This window comes from Streptomyces gottesmaniae, from assembly GCF_031845845.1.
In the GTDB taxonomy this organism is placed as follows: domain Bacteria; phylum Actinomycetota; class Actinomycetes; order Streptomycetales; family Streptomycetaceae; genus Streptomyces; species Streptomyces akebiae.
In genome coordinates, this window is sequence record NZ_JAVRFJ010000010.1 from 189,954 (window position 1) to 205,480 (window position 15,527).

Genomic DNA, 15,527 nt, shown 5'->3' on the forward strand with positions numbered 1-15,527 from the left:
AACTTCACGATGCACAGTGCTCTATGGGAGACCCGTGCGTATGGTTCGCGGCCCACGCTCGGTGAGGTGGAGGCGGTGGAGGTCTTCGTGGAGCCAGGCGTAGGCGTAGTCGGTCGCGGGGGCGTCGCCGAAGATCTCCGGTTCGCTCAGGACCGGCGTACTCGGGCGCGCCCAGGGGGACCTCGTCGGACGGGATCCGCGTGCGGTTGCAGGCACGGGTTCGTACAGGGCGTCCTTTGACGGGACGAGCCGGACGGTGACCGAGCTGCTGGGTGAGGGGTAGAGGGAAAGCCTCAAGCCGGGCGGCTCGTACGCGTCTTTGCCGCCGGGCGGAGCCGTGTACAGGTCGCCGATCAGTGCGGTGGGGACGGCGCTGGCCAGGCCGAGGACGGGCTTGAGGTGAGGGAACCACGTGTCGACGAGTGCAGTGTAGATCTCTACTGCGGCGGTGAGGACTTGCTCGGTGCGCAGCCTGAGCTGCTCTGGGCTGTAAGCGTCCCAGACCCAGTACCTCGGGCGGATGAGTTCTTGGTCGGGAACGGCATACGGGGAGTGCAGCAGGCCGTCGGCGTCAGCCCAGCGGCCCCTGGCGAGTTCCTCCTCAATGCGCAGCAGCTCCGCCTGATAACCGGTGAACCGTGTGCCGAAGCCGCTCCTCACCGGCAGACTCCCCGGCTCGCCGTAGAGGTGATGGTGCAGTAGCTGGTGTACGTCTTCAGCGCGCAGCGGGGTGAAACGACGAGAGGGTAGTCTCATGAGATCCGCGGCCGCCAGCCACAGGCGCTCCTTGGTGTAGGCGTCGCAGTCGGCCAGGTCGAAGTCCTTGCGTGCACACATGGTGTGCAGGCGTGAGGCAACCAGCTTCAGCGTCTTCTGCCAGGGCCAGGCGGCATACTCCACGGCGGCGGCTCCGAATAGCGCCGTCACGGGGCGCACACCCCGCGGTTCTGTCCACCGGTGGGCAGCGGGGATTGCGAGCCCTGGGGTGTGGTCACCGTCGCGCCGCAGGATGTGCAGGCCCAGCCTATTTCCCTCAAGGAACGCATCGACGGTGACCGGGCCGTTCCTCCCCATGGAGAAAAAGATGCGGTCCCCTGCTGGGCTGAGCGCTGCCTGCCAGGCATCGAGGGTCTCTTGTAGGCGCTGGCTTACCACGTCCGCCGGCAGATCCGGCCAAGGACCCTCCTCCTCGAACTCAGCCTGCGGGATGGCCTCGTGGACCGCCCAGGCCACGACGCCGGGATGGGCACGCAGCAGCGGATCCAGCACTGTACGGGCTGACTCCCAGCCAGAGGAGGCAATTGCCATCGCCAGCCCGTAGCGCCAGCGGTCCAGCAGCTCCACGCTCTGCACCACGTCCGTCAGCACTCCGTTGGCCAGCAATGCCTGACCGGCGAAGTACTGTTCGAGCACGGGCAGAGCGAAGGCCAGATGACGGTCTCCGCGGCGCACCACCAGCCGGGTCTCCAGCAGCACTTGTACTTCGCCGGGGCTGCCCACATCCGCAGTCGCCCCAACTCCTCCCGCGCTGACACACACCGCGGCGAGTCGCCGCAGCAGCCGCTCGGCGCGTTCTTCCTTGACGCTTTCGACATCGCGCAGAGCCCGGGTGACCAACGCGTCCAGGAAGGCCACCGGGCTGTTCGGCAGACGCTCATGATCACGCTGGATCTGGGCGGCGATGATGACGAACAACGGCTGGCGCAGCACGCTGCGCACCATGCCGGATTGGCTGTGGACCGCAGTGCCGTTACCGCCGAGCCGGTCCATCAGCGCGGCCGCTTCGTCTGCCGACAACTCCGGCATCGGCCTGCGCAGCTTCTCGTCCACCTCCAGACCGGGACGGGCCGTGGCCAGGATGTGCCACCGCGCACCTGCAGGGGAAAGCGTCCAACTGCATGCCTGGTCCAGCAGTTCCTTGCCGCGGATCGGCCCGGGCTCTTCCAGCCCGTCCACGATCAGCCGTACCCCACGCACGGCGGGATCCCCGAGGACGGCTGCGGCGCGGGTGGCCGCGTCGATCAGGCTGCCCTGGACGTCTTGCGCGGCAAGACGGACAGGAATGGGGGCTTGCGCGTCAGCGCGTGCGGCAGCGATGTCACGCTGGTGCTGGCGTTCAGCGGCGAGCGACTTGCCCGCCCCGAACGCGCCCTCCAGGACCACCACTCCGTGTTCCGGCAATGCAGTCACCGCATCCAGCAAGGCTCCCACCTGAGGAGTGTCGGCGAGTTCGGCCGCGACCGCGGCCGATACGCCAGCCGCGTGCCAGCGTTCCACCATGCGGATCCTGCAGCTGGCGTCAAGGTCGTCCAAGGAGGCCGCGCCCACGACTCGTTCACCGGTCCCGGCCTGGAGCACGACAACGGTGTTGCCGTGGCCACCTACGACGGTTTCGGCGGAGCCGCCGATGGCAATCGCTCCGTCACCCGGAGCCGACACCATGCCGGGCACAACGGGCCTTGCGCGGTGAGGCGCTTTGTTGTGCCGCCTGATGCTGAGGCGCTGCCACCAGGCGACAGTCATGTGCTGTTGCCGTCGCCCGTGACTGCCTCTCCGATGGAGCCTCCCGCGGCCACCGACTTGGTACCGGATGCTTCCGCCCGGCCACCCGGTGCTGGCGATCCAGGCGCAGGAGTTGGGATACCCCCGGTGCGCTGATTGTTGCTGCCCGTCACGGCCCTGCCGATACTGCCGCCGGCGGCGATGGACCCCGCTCCCGACGCGGTGGCCTGGCTGGTGGTTTGGGCGGATTGGAGCACCAGAGCGCGCACGGCGAACACCGTCATGACAAGTGTGACGGTATCGGCGGCCAGGCCCGCCGCGATGCCCGCCGTGCTGAGATCCTTCAACCACAGCAACAGCGTCACTCCTGCACAAGTGAGGCCGGCTGCTGCTGCCACTGCCCACACCACGCCCCTGCGCCAGCCGGTCATCACGACAACCCCTCCTGCTCGTCCTTGTCTTGCGGCACCCTAACCGAAGGACGGTGAAGTACGGGGCGCGTGCGTTTTCAGTCTGCTGCGGATGCCGCGGCGCCCAGTGCACCACGTGCCCAGAAGCCCAGCGGGCTCGCCCCGGCTACGGACTGGGAGAACGGAATCCAGCGCTGGCCACTCCCGCAGTGGTCTTCGTAGATCTCGGCGTCATAGGCCTCGTTCGTCACCAGAGCCACCACACCGACAGCATCTCCCGCATACGCATCGTGCAGGGCTGTTGTCTCGGCATGAGCTCGGATGGTTTTCACGAAGGACGGACTGGAGATGCGGGAGCCGTCGTATTCACCGAATCCTGCATGCAGGACAAGCCGCAACTGCGGCAGGAGATAGCCAGCCTTGCGCGTGGCGTTGGCCCAGTCCGCAGCCATCATGCGATCCAGTTCGGACAGCAGGAAGGCTCCCACCGTGCGCATGTCCGCTGCCCCGGTGAACAAAAGCAGGTTCTCGCCGCTGTCCTGTTCCTCTCCGTAGGCCACCAGCCCCTGAGCATCAACCTGGTGCAGTGCCTGTTCCACGTAGGACTGCACAAGGCGCCGACCGGGATGCACCGAGACAGCCTGCCCAACCCAGTTGACCAGGCCGACCAGCACAGGGACTACGACCTTCACCTTGGCGGCGGGAACGCCCCGGGTCTCCTCGTCCGTAGGCATCGAACCCGCCGGGCCGCCTCCACCACCGAAAATCAGATAGTGATGGATGATGTTGTTATCGCCAGTCACGGCAATCTCTACGTCACCGCCGACTGCGATTGCCCGCTCGCCCGACGCCCCAACCGAAGGGGGTACCGCCGGGACAGAGTTCGACTCCGACACGACCACATCTCTCCCTATCTGTTGTACGGCCCCCGTACGCCGGTAGCAAAAAGGCTGACTGTGCGTACGCTCGGCCAGCGTAGGGCCTGCGCCGTGAGCGGCTTCCAGTCTCGATCAACTCATGTGCGTGGTCGAAGGCCAGCAGGTCACACCTGCCATCGTGGTGCGGTCTCAGCCGGTCCATCTCATCGGTGTGGATTGGTCATTGAAGCGTCGAGCGCTCGGTGTGGGCCCGCTCTGCGATGCTGGGTGCTCCCTCTCTTGTAGCAGCGGCCCCAGTACGGCTGGCAGAGCCTGGGACACTGTCCGGCGGACCCCCTCCAAACAGGTGCTCCACGGGGCAAGACTCAGTGCTTCGACTGCGGCTTCACGGCCTGCGGGGCAGTCCCCCCATCCTTCGGCCGCGGCGGCCCGAAGTCGGCCTCGCTGGCGTTCCGTCCAGTCTTCCGTCAACTCCAAAGTGGCTGTCAGCAAGGCACCAGCCTCGTTGGTGAACTCGTCGGCGCGGTGTTGGGCGCCGTGTCCATGGGCGGTCGCCCCGATGGCGCACAGTGCGCGCACCTGGTCCGCGGGGTCCCAGAGGGCGCGGGCGGCAAGAGCGGCTTCAGCGTACTGTCGCTTCGCCGCCGCGAGGTCCACGACGTTGAGCAGAGGGAACTTGCGCTGCTCAACGGGGTGTTCCCCGGCGCACAGGTCGATGGCCATGAGGAAGTCTCCGCGCCGAGCGGCCCAGCAGGCGACTTCATCAAGCACCCGCTCGCGCTGGAGCCCTTGCGGCAGGCTCCATGCCAGTTCGCGACCTACCGCGTAATGCCCAAAAGCCGCAAGAGCCTCGGCCAACGCGGCAGCGGCCTCATCCCTGCTGGGACTGTCATCCGGCAGCGCGCTGAGCAGAGACCAGGCCCGGTCGTGCTGGTCAGTCCAGGCCAAAGCAGCCACAACGGAGGCGAGGTCCTGCCAGTGATCTTGCTCATTCGTGCTCTGCTCTGCAAGGAAAGCCGCCTCAGCGGTCATGTCCTCGTCGTCCGGGGTGTTGCCGGAATCCGCCGTCAATCCAGCGGCACTGCCACACAAAGCGCCACGCTCCGAACGTCGCCCAGGGTCTGCGATGTGCTGGCTAAGGGCAGCGGCGAGACCGGTGTGGCCATGGCGGAGCAGCAGTCCCACCTGTTCCAACAGCGCGTGGTCGGTCCAATCCGGGCTGATCAGAACGTCGGCCAAGGCGTGGGCATGACGGGCCAGGACCGCGTTCCGTACGATGCCGTCCGCCCTAGCCAGGGACTTCGCGGTCAACGCCAGTGCCTCCGCCTGGTCAGCCGCCCGTGGCAGGAGATCAAGGGCAGCCAGTGCGCGGGAAGTTGATCCGGCTTTCGCCCATACGGTGGCGATCGGCGCGGCAAGGCGCGCAGCACGTGGAAACGTCGCCAAGTGGCCCACAAGAGAGAGTGCTTTGTCATCCTCCCCACGCTCGGCGAGACCTCCCGCGATGGCCGCGAGGACCTCCGCCCGGGTCCAGTTCTGCTCAACGGTGTCGGCCACGGCGTCCGCCGCGTCGTCCTGCCCGTCCTTGGCGAAAGCCTTGGCAAGTGCGGCAAGGGCCGCTACGCGGTGATCGCTTGACACGAGGCTCACTGGCGGTAGACCGCTCTCGATCTCTCGCATCTCCTGGATCAGGCTGGCCGCCACGCCCATGGAACCACCCCGGGCCGCCGCCGCTGCCACCCAGCCGAGCGCTTGTGCCCGGCGCCAGGGATCCTCGATCGCGCGGGCGATGTCCGCGCCCTGGTCAGGCTTGTCGGAAACTGCCGCGCCGACGGCCGCTTTCCTGAGAGCCATGGCCTGCCCGTCCGGCTCGTCAATCTTCCGGGCGGCCTCAACGGCAAGGCCGGGAGCGCCCGCCCGGGCAAGGACCACGGCCAGTTCGGCGACGTGATGGACGTCGCCCCATCCGGTGTTCCCCCGGGTCGCGTCCGAGGCTTCCTGCGACAGGACCTGTGCCCGCGCACGGTCTCCGGCCGCGAGGTGGGCGGCCGCCAGGTACGCCAACGCCCGGCTCCGGCTGCGGGGAGAGCTCAAGCTGTGGGCCAGTTCAGTGGCCCACTCGAGATCGTCCGACATCTCTGCCAGTCCCCTCACCATGTCCGCCGCAGCCTCTTCCCGTGCCGCTGTCGCCGTAAGGGGAGCCAGCAATTCGACAGCCGACTTGTACTGTTGGGCCAGAGCCAGAGCGAGTGCGGCCATCGTGAGACCGTCGGCGCGCTGGTTGTCCGCGGTCACCTCATCCGCGAGGGCTGCGGCCTCGTGGGCCAGGTCCGCTGCTTCGCCGACCTCGCCGGAGGTGACCAGCAACGCTGCGACGCGAGCCAGGGATGTCATTCGCTTGTACGGGTCGGACAGCGATCGGCAGATCTCGCCTGCCCGACTCGGTTCACCGGCGTAAGCGAGGGCGAGAGCAGCTGGGACCAGGGCACGCTCTCCTCCCTCCGCGAGGGCTTCGGCGAGGGCTTCCTCGGCCACGACGGGCGCATCGGTATGCCCGTCCTCGACCATCGCCGAGGCGGCGTTTGCCAGCAACTCAGCCCGCAGGCCGCGGTTACCTACCGTCCGGATGACCGCCACAGCCTGCGGACAGTCGCTGTCCAGCATCATGGCCTGCGCCGCTATGACCGGCACTGCGTCGGGAAGCGAGGCGGCGGCCGAACGAGCGAGTATCTCCGCCGTACCGCGCTGCCCCGCGTACAGGGCGGCTGTGGCCGCTGACGCCAGCACCTCGTTCTGCCCTTGCTGGGGCACCTGCGCACACGCCATGTTGTACGCCCGGTTCGTGGAACCGACTACGGCCAGCATGACCACCGCATACGTCGCGGCTTCCGTACGCCCCTGTCCGACTACAGCATCGGCCAGTTGGGCTGCCTCGTCGGCCACTTCCGTCGCACGCTGCAGCTCACCGTTCGCGACCAGCACCCGGACTACTTCCACGAGGGCTCTCAGACAGGCCACTTCACTCTGCCGGGCTCGAGCCAGGCTGATAGCGCGCCGGACCCGCCCCAGGCCCGCCCACACCGCGATCAAGGCGTCCGGGAGACTCTCGCTGCGCGAAAGCAGGGCGTCGCGCCTCACGGCGAGCACGAATGCATCAGCAACATCGGCAGGATCCCCGCCGCCCCCGGCGACAAGGGCCTCGAACGCCGCGGACAGCTCGGCCAGCCCATCCAGATCGGAACCGGACCGCTGCCACAGCCGCGTGTGACGGTGAGCGTCACCGGCCAGTCGAACAAGACGTCGCGTATCACCCTGTGCGCGCAGCAGTTGGCCGTAGCCGCGGAGTAGATACTCCGGTGTGTGGGGCGGCCAGCGCCGCGCTTGGAAGTTGTCCGCCCACTCATGCAGACGCTCGCGGTTCGCCGCCAGCTCCTCTTCGGTGAGCAGTTCGACCGCGCTGCGCCGGATCTCCTCATGGGCCAGTACGTAGACACCGGAAGCGGACGCACCGGCGTCCTGGGAGGACCAGTGCGGCGTGCGGACGCGGAAGACCCGCCCGGTAACGGTGCTCAATTCCCTTTCAACCAACCGGGGACGAGTGTCTGCCCAGGCGGGCGAGGTCCGCCGCCGTCAGGCCGCCACCGGCCGCCGTCACCAGCCCCAGCAGTTGCCGTGCGAGACCGCCGGCCTGCAGCATCCGCATGAGACTGTCCTCCGCCTCCCATCGCACGACTTCCGCATACGGCGACGGTCCCAGCCATCGGTCGATGGCAGCACTTCTCAGCGGGTGCGCGGGGTGCACATCGTCCGGGATGGGAGGATGCGGCCGCCCGGCTACCATCACCCGCATTCCGTGCCTGGGCGAGCGCGGCAGTAGCGCGGCGACGCTGTGGCTTCCGGGGCCCGCCAGCACCCCGCAGTCCTCGTCCAGACCGTCGACGATGAGCACCAGTCGTCTGCCGCGGCTCTCACACAGGGCTGCCGCCCGGTCCATCGCGGAGAGCAGGCTCTCCTCGCGCGTGTGCTCGGTGACCGCTGGTTCCTCCTCACCCAGCAGTGCGTAGAACTGCCGGTGGACCACCTCGCAGTAGGCGTCACGGTCGTTTTGCCGGTTCAAGCGCGATGTGATGAAGAAGGACACGACGTCGACCCCGGTAGGGGGCTCCATTACGAACTGGGCCATGAGAGCCGTCTTTCCGGCCCATGCGGGGGCGAGCCACCTCCAGTACGCACCCTCGGCGCTATCGGCATCTTCCCGCGTGGTGCAGAACTCCGCCATCAGTGCCAGTTCTTGAGACCGTCCGCGAAACTCGGCGGCGGCCAGGGACTCCACTTGGTAGCGGTAGTTGGACGTCGCGACTCGCTGTGGGGAGGCGACGAGCTGGAACTGATTGCCGTCGCCCGTGACGACCAGACCGATGTCCCCCGCCGCCACCACAGATCGGGCACCGGTCGCCATAGGCATGCCCTCTAGGGGCAGCGACTGCTGTCGCCGTGGACGGCCCCACCGCTTACCCAACGTGCCGGGCCTCCCCCACATCCCTCGGAGCTCCGTGCCCACGCGTCAATGGATCCCGCACAGAAGATCCTGATACATCGTCTCGACGAGTCTAAAACGTGTTGCAGAAGGTCGTGTTCGGGCAGGTCAAGCCGGGGCTTCTGCTGCTGTGATCATGCTGTCAAGGCGAGGTTGTGCATGTGGGCGACGGCTTGGACCGCATGGTGGAGGCCGTCGCCGCGCTGGCGGCAGTCACGCAGGATCTTGTAGTTCTTCATCCGGGCGAAGGCATGCTCGACGCGGGCACGGACCCGACGATGCTCGGCGTTGTCTTCCTCCTCACCCGCGAGGAGTGGCCGGCCGGGCCGTTTTCGGTGCGGGACGACCAGGCCTGTGTTGATGTAGGCGCCGTCGCCCAGCACCGTGACGCCGTCGCAGTGCCGGGCAAGACCGGAGTTCCGCCAGACCTGGGCATCGGCCCGGTTGCCCGGGGCCGGCCGGGCGGTGGCCACGACCAGCCTGGTGTCGGCATCGATGATGACCTGCACATTTGCCGAGAACCGGTAGTTGCGGCTCGAGGCGCCGATCTTCCGGTCGCGGACCGGAATCAAGGTGCCGTCCACGATCCACAGCCGGTCCGTAGGGTCGGCGGGCCGGGAAATCGGCTCAAGGGCGAGGAGCGGCCGCAGCCGCTGGATGACCCGGCACACCGTCGCCGGCGAGACGGCGAACAGCGGCGCGAGCTGTCGCATGGTCAGGTTGGTGCGGTAGTAGACCGCCACCAGCAGAACCCGGTCTGCCAACGGCAGGCACCACGGCCGCCCGCCGCCAGGACCGTTGCCGCCCCGCTCCCGCACCACCCGTAACAAGCCTTCGAACTGCCGCATCCGCAGGCCCGTGAACGTCTCGACCCACAACGGATCGACCCTCAACACCCCAGCCATACAAGGGAAATGCCCTGATCACGGCCTTTTGGAACACGCTTTAGGCCCATGCGGTTCAGGCAGGCGGCTACGTAGTTGGAGGTTGCGTCAATGGGGTGGTGCCGCAACAGGCAGAGACAGCTCTGCAGGCCCTACTCCAACTCTAGACTCAGTGAGGTCTTTCAGCGTGGCCGCGCGGGAGACGGGACAGCCCGCGACGCGGTGCAGGAGCCGGATCGGACGACTCGAAGCGTCGACGGTTGGCTACTCGACCGATGTCGCCCGCTCGTTGTGCCGTATCGTCTCCAGATAGAGGGAGGATTCGGTATCGGCTTGCTCCACCCTTTCGAGGCACTTCTTCTTCATTTCTTCGGCTCTGGCATCACGTGGTGCTCCCGCCAGGTGCGCCAAGCGCGCAACGAGCTTCTCGATAAGCCGATCATCTCCGTTGAAGGCCCCCTCGAGTATGCTCTTCACGTTCTCTTCTGTCAGCTCGCTACCCTGCTCCGCTACGTCGGAAAGTTCAGGATAACGAGCGTATTCGAACAGACTCTGCATTGCAGCCGTGAGTCTCGCCTTGGCGATCCACATTCGTTCACGTACGGGCTCGACGTCATAAACGGTCCGATAGATCCGGTTGATCAATTCTCCGCGTGACATGGGTTCTTCCGGGGAGCTTCCAGAAGCCTCCACCCCGACGGCACCGTCTTCGCTCCTCCGCGCGTTCCACGGGGAAGTTGGCTCCGACTGCACGAGCGCCATTTCGACTTCGCTCCGTCGCCTGAGCCAGTGATCGACGTTTCCACCCCAGAGCTCCACCACTGATATGAGGGCGTCCCGGCCGGGCAGTTGACGACCACGAAGCCATGCGTAATACGTGGTCCGGTTGATCCCACAGGTGTCACATGTTGGCTTGCGCGTGCCTACCACCCCTGCATGGTCTCGCAACCGTCGCAGTTCGAGCGCGAAGGCATGCAGGGGGTTCTGAGGATCAAGAGGTGTCAGTCGTCTCCCCATGCTGCCCCCAAGTCCTGAATAAGCTTGAGTAGTTTCGAGCTAGTCGCGAATCCTAGCTGCCCCGCCGCCCGGATCAGATCCTGAAGTCACGTCGAGTCAGAACAACTACGGGCCTGGACGGCACTGAGCCGGCCACAGTCAGCCCGTCCCGAGGGAAGGTCAGGACCGGTGGACGGCACCGCCATCATCATCATTCTCGCCATCGCTGGCGTACTGTCCGTGCTGCTCCTCGCAGTGCGGGGGCTTCTGGATCAGGTCCCGGACGTGATCGAGTCCGCCACCCGGGTACGCCACGCCTGGCGTGGCTTCCGCAATTCCGATGGACTGCCCCCTGGTCACCAGGACGAAGAGCCACCCTCCGCCCCATAGGACATAAAACGAACAACCCCATCATGTGCGGCACGTGGGGCGACGAGGGCGTCGTTGAAGTGCCATCCGATGTGCGCGGCGCTCCACGTCGCTGAAGACCAGGGGCACAGCAAGCATGATCGTCGGCCAGTCGTGCCTCACCCCGTAACGGCACCGCTGAAGAAGCTCAGTGAACAGCGGGGTTGTAGCTTCCCCACCGAATGTTCGACCAGCCGTTCAAGCCACCACGAAAGTGAGAGTAAATGTGCTGATTGAACGGGACGCGTTCTAGAGGGACGCCGGCGTAGCCACCCCACTCAACGAGGTCAGCCTCGTCAGCATGATGGATGCAATACAGGTATCGGTCATACAGTGGCGCATCGTTGAAGAGGAACCAGAAGTACGGATAGTCCACGGAGACTGCCCGAATTAGCGACCACAAGTCGGCCGTTCCGGAATCTGTGTAGTACTTAGCGGGAGCTCGGTCAACAACCCCAGCCACTTCTCCTAGCAGGCTAGCCACGCAGAAACAGATATAGAGAGCCGCGAGGAGCTTCGCCGCGTCTGTGTACGGCTGGCCAATGCCAACCCCAGTTTGACCGTTATGCCAGTTGCTGCGCTCATGGAGGTCTCTAACTGCGCCATGAGTGGGATGCAGGAACTTACCGAGGAATGTGTAATGAGCCTCAATCCGGTAAATCACGGCCGGGTCAGCCAGGTCATTGAGCTCAAGGCACTGTAGCAAGGCGTCGTACGACAGGTAATGCTTGTATCGCCAGGCAGCTTCATCTTGCTGACCTCGTATCGCCTGCTTGGTCTCAGTCTCCGGCTCGTAGTACTGGAAGTAGTTCTCCTCCTTGAGGCGCATCACTTCGGGGCGAAACTCCTGGAACTGGAAGAAGTGAATAGGAATCATGAAGTCCGGGTCGTCTCGGTCCTTCAGACCTTCGTAGACATACATGATTCTATGCTTCGCCCGTCGGTACTTCCTGACCTCAAGGCAGCTTGACTTCCCTTCCGCCCGAAGCCGCGCAAGTTCTTCTTGCTCCTCACGCAGCCGTGCCTTGAACTGCCCTTCAGTCAAGCGCTCACTCGAAAGGTCGGCCAGTTGGAAGTACCTGTTACCGCGACACATCAGGAGAAAGAGAAGGTAGTGCTCAAGGAGAGAGCGACTAAGTCCGAGGGAGTCGGCAATCTTGTCGTTCTCAATGAGAAGGAGGCAACTTTCGGCCGTCTCTATGCGCAGGTTGACGAACTCAAACATATCGCCATACATGGACGAAGCTGTTTCGCCGCTAACTCGCTTACTATCCCATGCACAGTATTCTGAAATCATCGCCCGGCACGCCGCGATCACGCGCTCCGTCTCATGCTCCAACGCATCACTGCGCACAGCGCTACCCCCTCAACGTGCTCAAAAGCTGCTCGGCCTGAGAAAGCAACTGGTCGTAGGTCATGACGCTGATGCCGTGCAGGCGTGCGTTGAGTCCATGCAGCGCTTTAACTTGCTCTGCCGGCCAGTCGTGAGAGCGGCCAATGATCAAGATGGCGCGTGGATGGTAGGCGACCACTTCAGGATGGTCACGCAGACCCCTGGCGGCTGCTTCATGCAGCGCATCAAGGTAGCGGTGGCACTGCCCAATCGCCATTGAGACGTCACGGCTCCAGAACCAGCACTTGTGCGTGTTGTCGTAGGAGATCACCGGCATGTCCGGGCGCTTGAGCTCGAAGATGTCTCGCAGTCCGTTGGCAGTCTGCGCCAGCAAGCCGTCTACGGAGTCGCCCAGCGCGATGGTCCGCACCTCATCACGCATGGTGTATGCGTTGCCAAAGACCCAGCCATGGCGCTCACACCACTCCTGGTACGTCTGTTCCTTCTTCTCGCCGCTCTCCAGGTTGGTCCGCAACTGATCGATGGCTAGCGACAGTTCCGTCAGACGCACACTGGACTGCACACCCTTGAGGAGCTCCGCCCCATCCTCGGTACCTGCCAGGGAACGCAGAACGTCCTCGTCAGCCACAAGCGGGGCGATGGCCTTACCAACAGCTATCGGGTCCCGGCCCGAGAGACCGGTACCAGTACCATCGAGACGGAGGACCAGAAAGTCACCATCTTGACGCCCCTCAGCAACTGCCAAGCTCTCTTCTAGCACCCGCTTGAGCTCTTTGACTTCCTCGTGGTTCAGGGTGAACTCCACAGGGAAGAGACCGAAAATCCGCCCCTCGCGCTTCTTATGATAGAGAAGCTTCGCCGCCACCTTGTCGCCATCCGTGCGCTTGATGTACTGCGGCAGCACTTCGAAGCGGCGCTGCGGAGTATTGGCAATCACGATCGGGTCAGTGAAAGAAACGCGCTGCGACTGTGCTTGCCGGCGCGAAACCTGGCGCTCGTCGGTCATTAGCTATCTCCTGTTGATCTTTGACGGAGATTATGAACTTTTCAGGATGAAAGAGCAACCCTTGGCCATAGCTGAACGTTGCCCGAGAATGGATTAACTGATAGCTCTGACATGCTTTGCACCTTTTCCGACGGTGCGGCATCTACTGCGCACGAAGTGCACGGCCAGGGCCGGTGGCTACCGTCTTGCCGCCAACCGCCGCGCGCGAGCACCGCGACAGCACCTAGCCTCGCCATGACTCTGGTTGCACTCTGTTCACGACCTGGGACTTTAAGTAAACTTAGATCATGCAACTAAGTGACTTTTTCGACCTTGAAGAGAACGCGTTTTGGGATGGAGCAGACCCATGGAACGAGTCAGCGCGGATGAGTGAGGTTTTTCGCTCAGACCTCGTGGAACAACTCCGGCAAGGCCCTGTCAACGACGTCGATGACCTTGAGGCCGCCTATGCACTAACCCAACTAGCACACGATGAGTTTGAGAAGTACGGAACTCGAAGCAGTGACGCCAAGCTCGATGACAAACAGAGCGGAACCGTCATTCGTACGCTGCGCGCGCTCTTGAAGCGTCTGGGCATAGATTTCACTCCCCCGTTTCGCAACTTCACCGGCTTTAGAGGGTACTGGGGAGAAAACGACATGGGTGGCTCATGGGCTGCCCGTCGGGGCTACGTGAACGCGCTTTTTACGCCCGTCCTCGAAAGACTGGAAGAGATGGAGGACGAACGCGCGCAGACTGCATCCATCAGGGGTGTGGATGGTGAGCTCAAGAACTTAATCTTTGCATCTACCGGGCCAAAGCCGCGCGTAGTTCTCAGAGACTCGATCAACAACGTCATCGAGGTTACGGAGAACGGCGAATATTGCCTGTTCTACAACCATCCCCTTGATCGAGCCGGCCTCTCTTGGGGAGCCCTTGTCAGTTGGTGGCGGGATAAAGGCGGGCTTGCAGACGCGGACGATGCTGAGGTCGCACGTGACCTGTACGGGAGGCTGAGCGAGTCCCTAGGTGACAACCACGTGGAACGGCTGCTGTTCAGAACCTACTGCGAACGGTACGCCTCTGATGAGGCCAACTCGCACCCTGCTCTCATCCCGCAGGTGTACTTGCACTATGACCCGCTCACGCACAAGCAACGCGGTGGTCGCTCCAGCGTCTTGTCCCGAGAGCGTATGGACTTCCTGCTGCTGCTTCCCAACGGAGCGCGCATCGTCCTGGAGGTGGACGGCAAGCAGCACTACGCCGAGGGTGACAAGACATCCCACGCGGATAAGAGTCAAGCCGCAGAGGCGGAACGATCGTCCGGAGGGATCGGAAATGCCTTGAGCTCGTCGTAGAGCTGGCCGTGCTGGAGGCAGTAGAAGAGCATGCCCATGAAGCGATTGAAGAGATTGCGTTGTGCCGCGACGTGGCGGTCGCCGGCTTCCCTGCGGCGGTCGTAATGGGCCCTAGCACCTGCTGACTTGGTAAGCGATACGAAGGCCCACACGTAGCCAGCGGCCGCCAGCCTCTAATTCTTGATCCTCCGGCTCATGACCGTGCGGCTCTTACCACTTGCCCGAGTAACTGGGGCACTTCCGGCGTATGCCTTGAGCGAGTCGGCGCTCGCAAATCGGGTCCGGTCATCACCGATCTCCGCCAGGACGCGGGCGCCGGTTAAGGAGCCGAGACCTGGAAAGCTGCGGATGACCGGTGCATCAGGGTGTTCTCCGAATGCGGCAGCCGTAGATTCCTCGAGCTGATCCGCATTGAGGCAGGCGGTGTTGAGCTGTCTGAGCAGAGCAGTTGTCTGCTGGCCAAATGCCGCTTCCACCTGCGGAAGCTGGTGGAGATAGTCGCGCTGGAACACTTCATGGAGCCGGTCGGCTTCAGCCTCGATGCCGCGTACTCGGCCGGCCTTCATGAGTAGAGACTGCAACCGACGCCGCGTGAGCGTTGCGGCGATGGTCGGTGTCGGTGCCGCGGCGAGGATGGTCCGGGCTTCTCGTGCGCACAGGCCGTGCTTGTGTGCAGCGAACGCGTCCAGGATGGCCGGGTAGAACTGGTGCAGTTGGGAGCGGAGCTTGTTGCTGGCCTGACCGCGCTCCCAGACGGCATCCTGTTGTGCTCGGGCAAGCACCGCGATGGCCTGCACGAGCTCGGAGTCCGCAGGCAACGCCCGGTGAGCGGCCATGTCGGTCCGCAGGATGTTCGCCAACACCGCAGCGTCGATGGCATCGGATTTCCTCCGGGCCACGGAATGGCGATCCCGGTAGCGGGCAACCGCCAGCGGGTTGATCGCATAAACGGGGCGGCCGGTGGCCCGCAGACACGCGACGAGAAGTCCACGGGACGTCTCGATCGCAACGGGAATCATGGCGTCAGCGCGGTCGCCGTGCTCGCCCAGCAGGGCGATCAACTGAGCAAATCCCTCTGCATCATTATTGATCCGCTGCTTGGCGAGCGGCTTCCCACCGGCATCGACCAGCGCAATGTCGTGGTGATCTTCTGCCCAATCCACCCCGCAGAACACGGGCGCCGGTAATGCGGTGACCTCCATGTGATCCTCCTCT

The 15,527-nt window shown here is 64.5% G+C and carries 11 protein-coding genes and 1 pseudogene; 2 read left to right on the forward strand and 10 right to left on the reverse strand.

Going from position 1 to position 15,527, the window contains the following annotated elements; translation table 11 throughout:
• Positions 1-21: 21 nt before the first annotated feature.
• From RM704_RS14240 to RM704_RS14270, 7 genes are all read right to left on the reverse strand, one after another.
• Entirely contained in the window at positions 22-2,523 is a 2,502-nt protein-coding gene (locus RM704_RS14240) for an NACHT domain-containing protein (RefSeq protein ID WP_157856790.1), read from the reverse strand.
• The gene (locus tag RM704_RS14245) at positions 2,520-2,936 is read right to left on the reverse strand and encodes a hypothetical protein (RefSeq protein WP_157856789.1); all 417 of its coding nucleotides are present in this window, start codon (positions 2,934-2,936) and stop codon (positions 2,520-2,522) included. Before RM704_RS14245 ends, RM704_RS14240 begins: the two co-directional genes overlap by 4 nt.
• A gap of 74 nt (positions 2,937-3,010) precedes the next feature.
• Complete coding sequence (locus RM704_RS14250) at positions 3,011-3,808, reverse strand: hypothetical protein (RefSeq protein ID WP_157856788.1); 798 nt, start codon at positions 3,806-3,808, stop codon at positions 3,011-3,013.
• Between the two features lie 171 nt (positions 3,809-3,979).
• Positions 3,980-7,363, reverse strand: coding sequence for a hypothetical protein (locus tag RM704_RS14255; protein ID WP_033530945.1), 3,384 nt, complete (start codon positions 7,361-7,363; stop codon positions 3,980-3,982).
• Positions 7,364-7,370: 7 nt separating this feature from the next.
• Entirely contained in the window at positions 7,371-8,249 is an 879-nt protein-coding gene (locus tag RM704_RS14260) for a P-loop NTPase family protein (RefSeq protein WP_157856787.1), read from the reverse strand.
• 212 nt (positions 8,250-8,461) lie between these two features.
• Entirely contained in the window at positions 8,462-9,232 is a 771-nt protein-coding gene (locus RM704_RS14265; RefSeq protein ID WP_033530943.1) for an IS5/IS1182 family transposase, read from the reverse strand.
• Between the two features lie 243 nt (positions 9,233-9,475).
• A complete protein-coding gene (locus RM704_RS14270) occupies positions 9,476-9,973 on the reverse strand; it encodes a hypothetical protein (RefSeq protein ID WP_157856786.1) in 498 nt (165 codons plus the stop codon).
• 423 nt (positions 9,974-10,396) lie between these two features.
• Here RM704_RS14270 and RM704_RS14275 point away from each other — a divergent pair, with 423 nt between their 5' ends.
• The gene (locus tag RM704_RS14275; RefSeq protein ID WP_033530941.1) at positions 10,397-10,597 is read left to right on the forward strand and encodes a hypothetical protein; all 201 of its coding nucleotides are present in this window, start codon (positions 10,397-10,399) and stop codon (positions 10,595-10,597) included.
• A gap of 166 nt (positions 10,598-10,763) precedes the next feature.
• On the opposite strand, the gene RM704_RS14280 is transcribed toward RM704_RS14275, so the two are convergent.
• Positions 10,764-11,969 (reverse strand): hypothetical protein, encoded by a 1,206-nt coding sequence (locus RM704_RS14280; RefSeq protein ID WP_157856785.1) that lies wholly within the window; start codon positions 11,967-11,969, stop codon positions 10,764-10,766.
• A gap of 4 nt (positions 11,970-11,973) precedes the next feature.
• The gene (locus RM704_RS14285) at positions 11,974-12,975 is read right to left on the reverse strand and encodes a Shedu anti-phage system protein SduA domain-containing protein (protein ID WP_033530939.1); all 1,002 of its coding nucleotides are present in this window, start codon (positions 12,973-12,975) and stop codon (positions 11,974-11,976) included.
• Between the two features lie 287 nt (positions 12,976-13,262).
• Between RM704_RS14285 and RM704_RS14290 the strand changes: the two genes are divergently transcribed.
• Entirely contained in the window at positions 13,263-14,312 is a 1,050-nt protein-coding gene (locus RM704_RS14290) for a hypothetical protein (protein WP_157856784.1), read from the forward strand.
• On the opposite strand, the pseudogene RM704_RS14295 reads toward RM704_RS14290, so the two are convergent.
• A pseudogene (locus tag RM704_RS14295) lies at positions 14,252-15,514 on the reverse strand (IS110 family RNA-guided transposase). The gene RM704_RS14290 and the pseudogene RM704_RS14295 overlap by 61 nt on opposite strands.
• Positions 15,515-15,527 lie beyond the last annotated feature (13 nt).

Coding starts and splice junctions, on each gene's coding strand:
- RM704_RS14240 (WP_157856790.1), bottom strand. CDS start 2,523: ATGACTGTCGCCTGGTGGCAGCGCCTCAGCATCAGGCGGCACAACAAA.
- RM704_RS14260 (WP_157856787.1), bottom strand. CDS start 8,249: ATGGCGACCGGTGCCCGATCTGTGGTGGCGGCGGGGGACATCGGTCTG.
- RM704_RS14265 (WP_033530943.1), bottom strand. CDS start 9,232: ATGGCTGGGGTGTTGAGGGTCGATCCGTTGTGGGTCGAGACGTTCACG.
- RM704_RS14270 (WP_157856786.1), bottom strand. CDS start 9,973: ATGGCGCTCGTGCAGTCGGAGCCAACTTCCCCGTGGAACGCGCGGAGG.
- RM704_RS14285 (WP_033530939.1), bottom strand. CDS start 12,975: ATGACCGACGAGCGCCAGGTTTCGCGCCGGCAAGCACAGTCGCAGCGC.
- RM704_RS14290 (WP_157856784.1), top strand. CDS start 13,263: ATGCAACTAAGTGACTTTTTCGACCTTGAAGAGAACGCGTTTTGGGAT.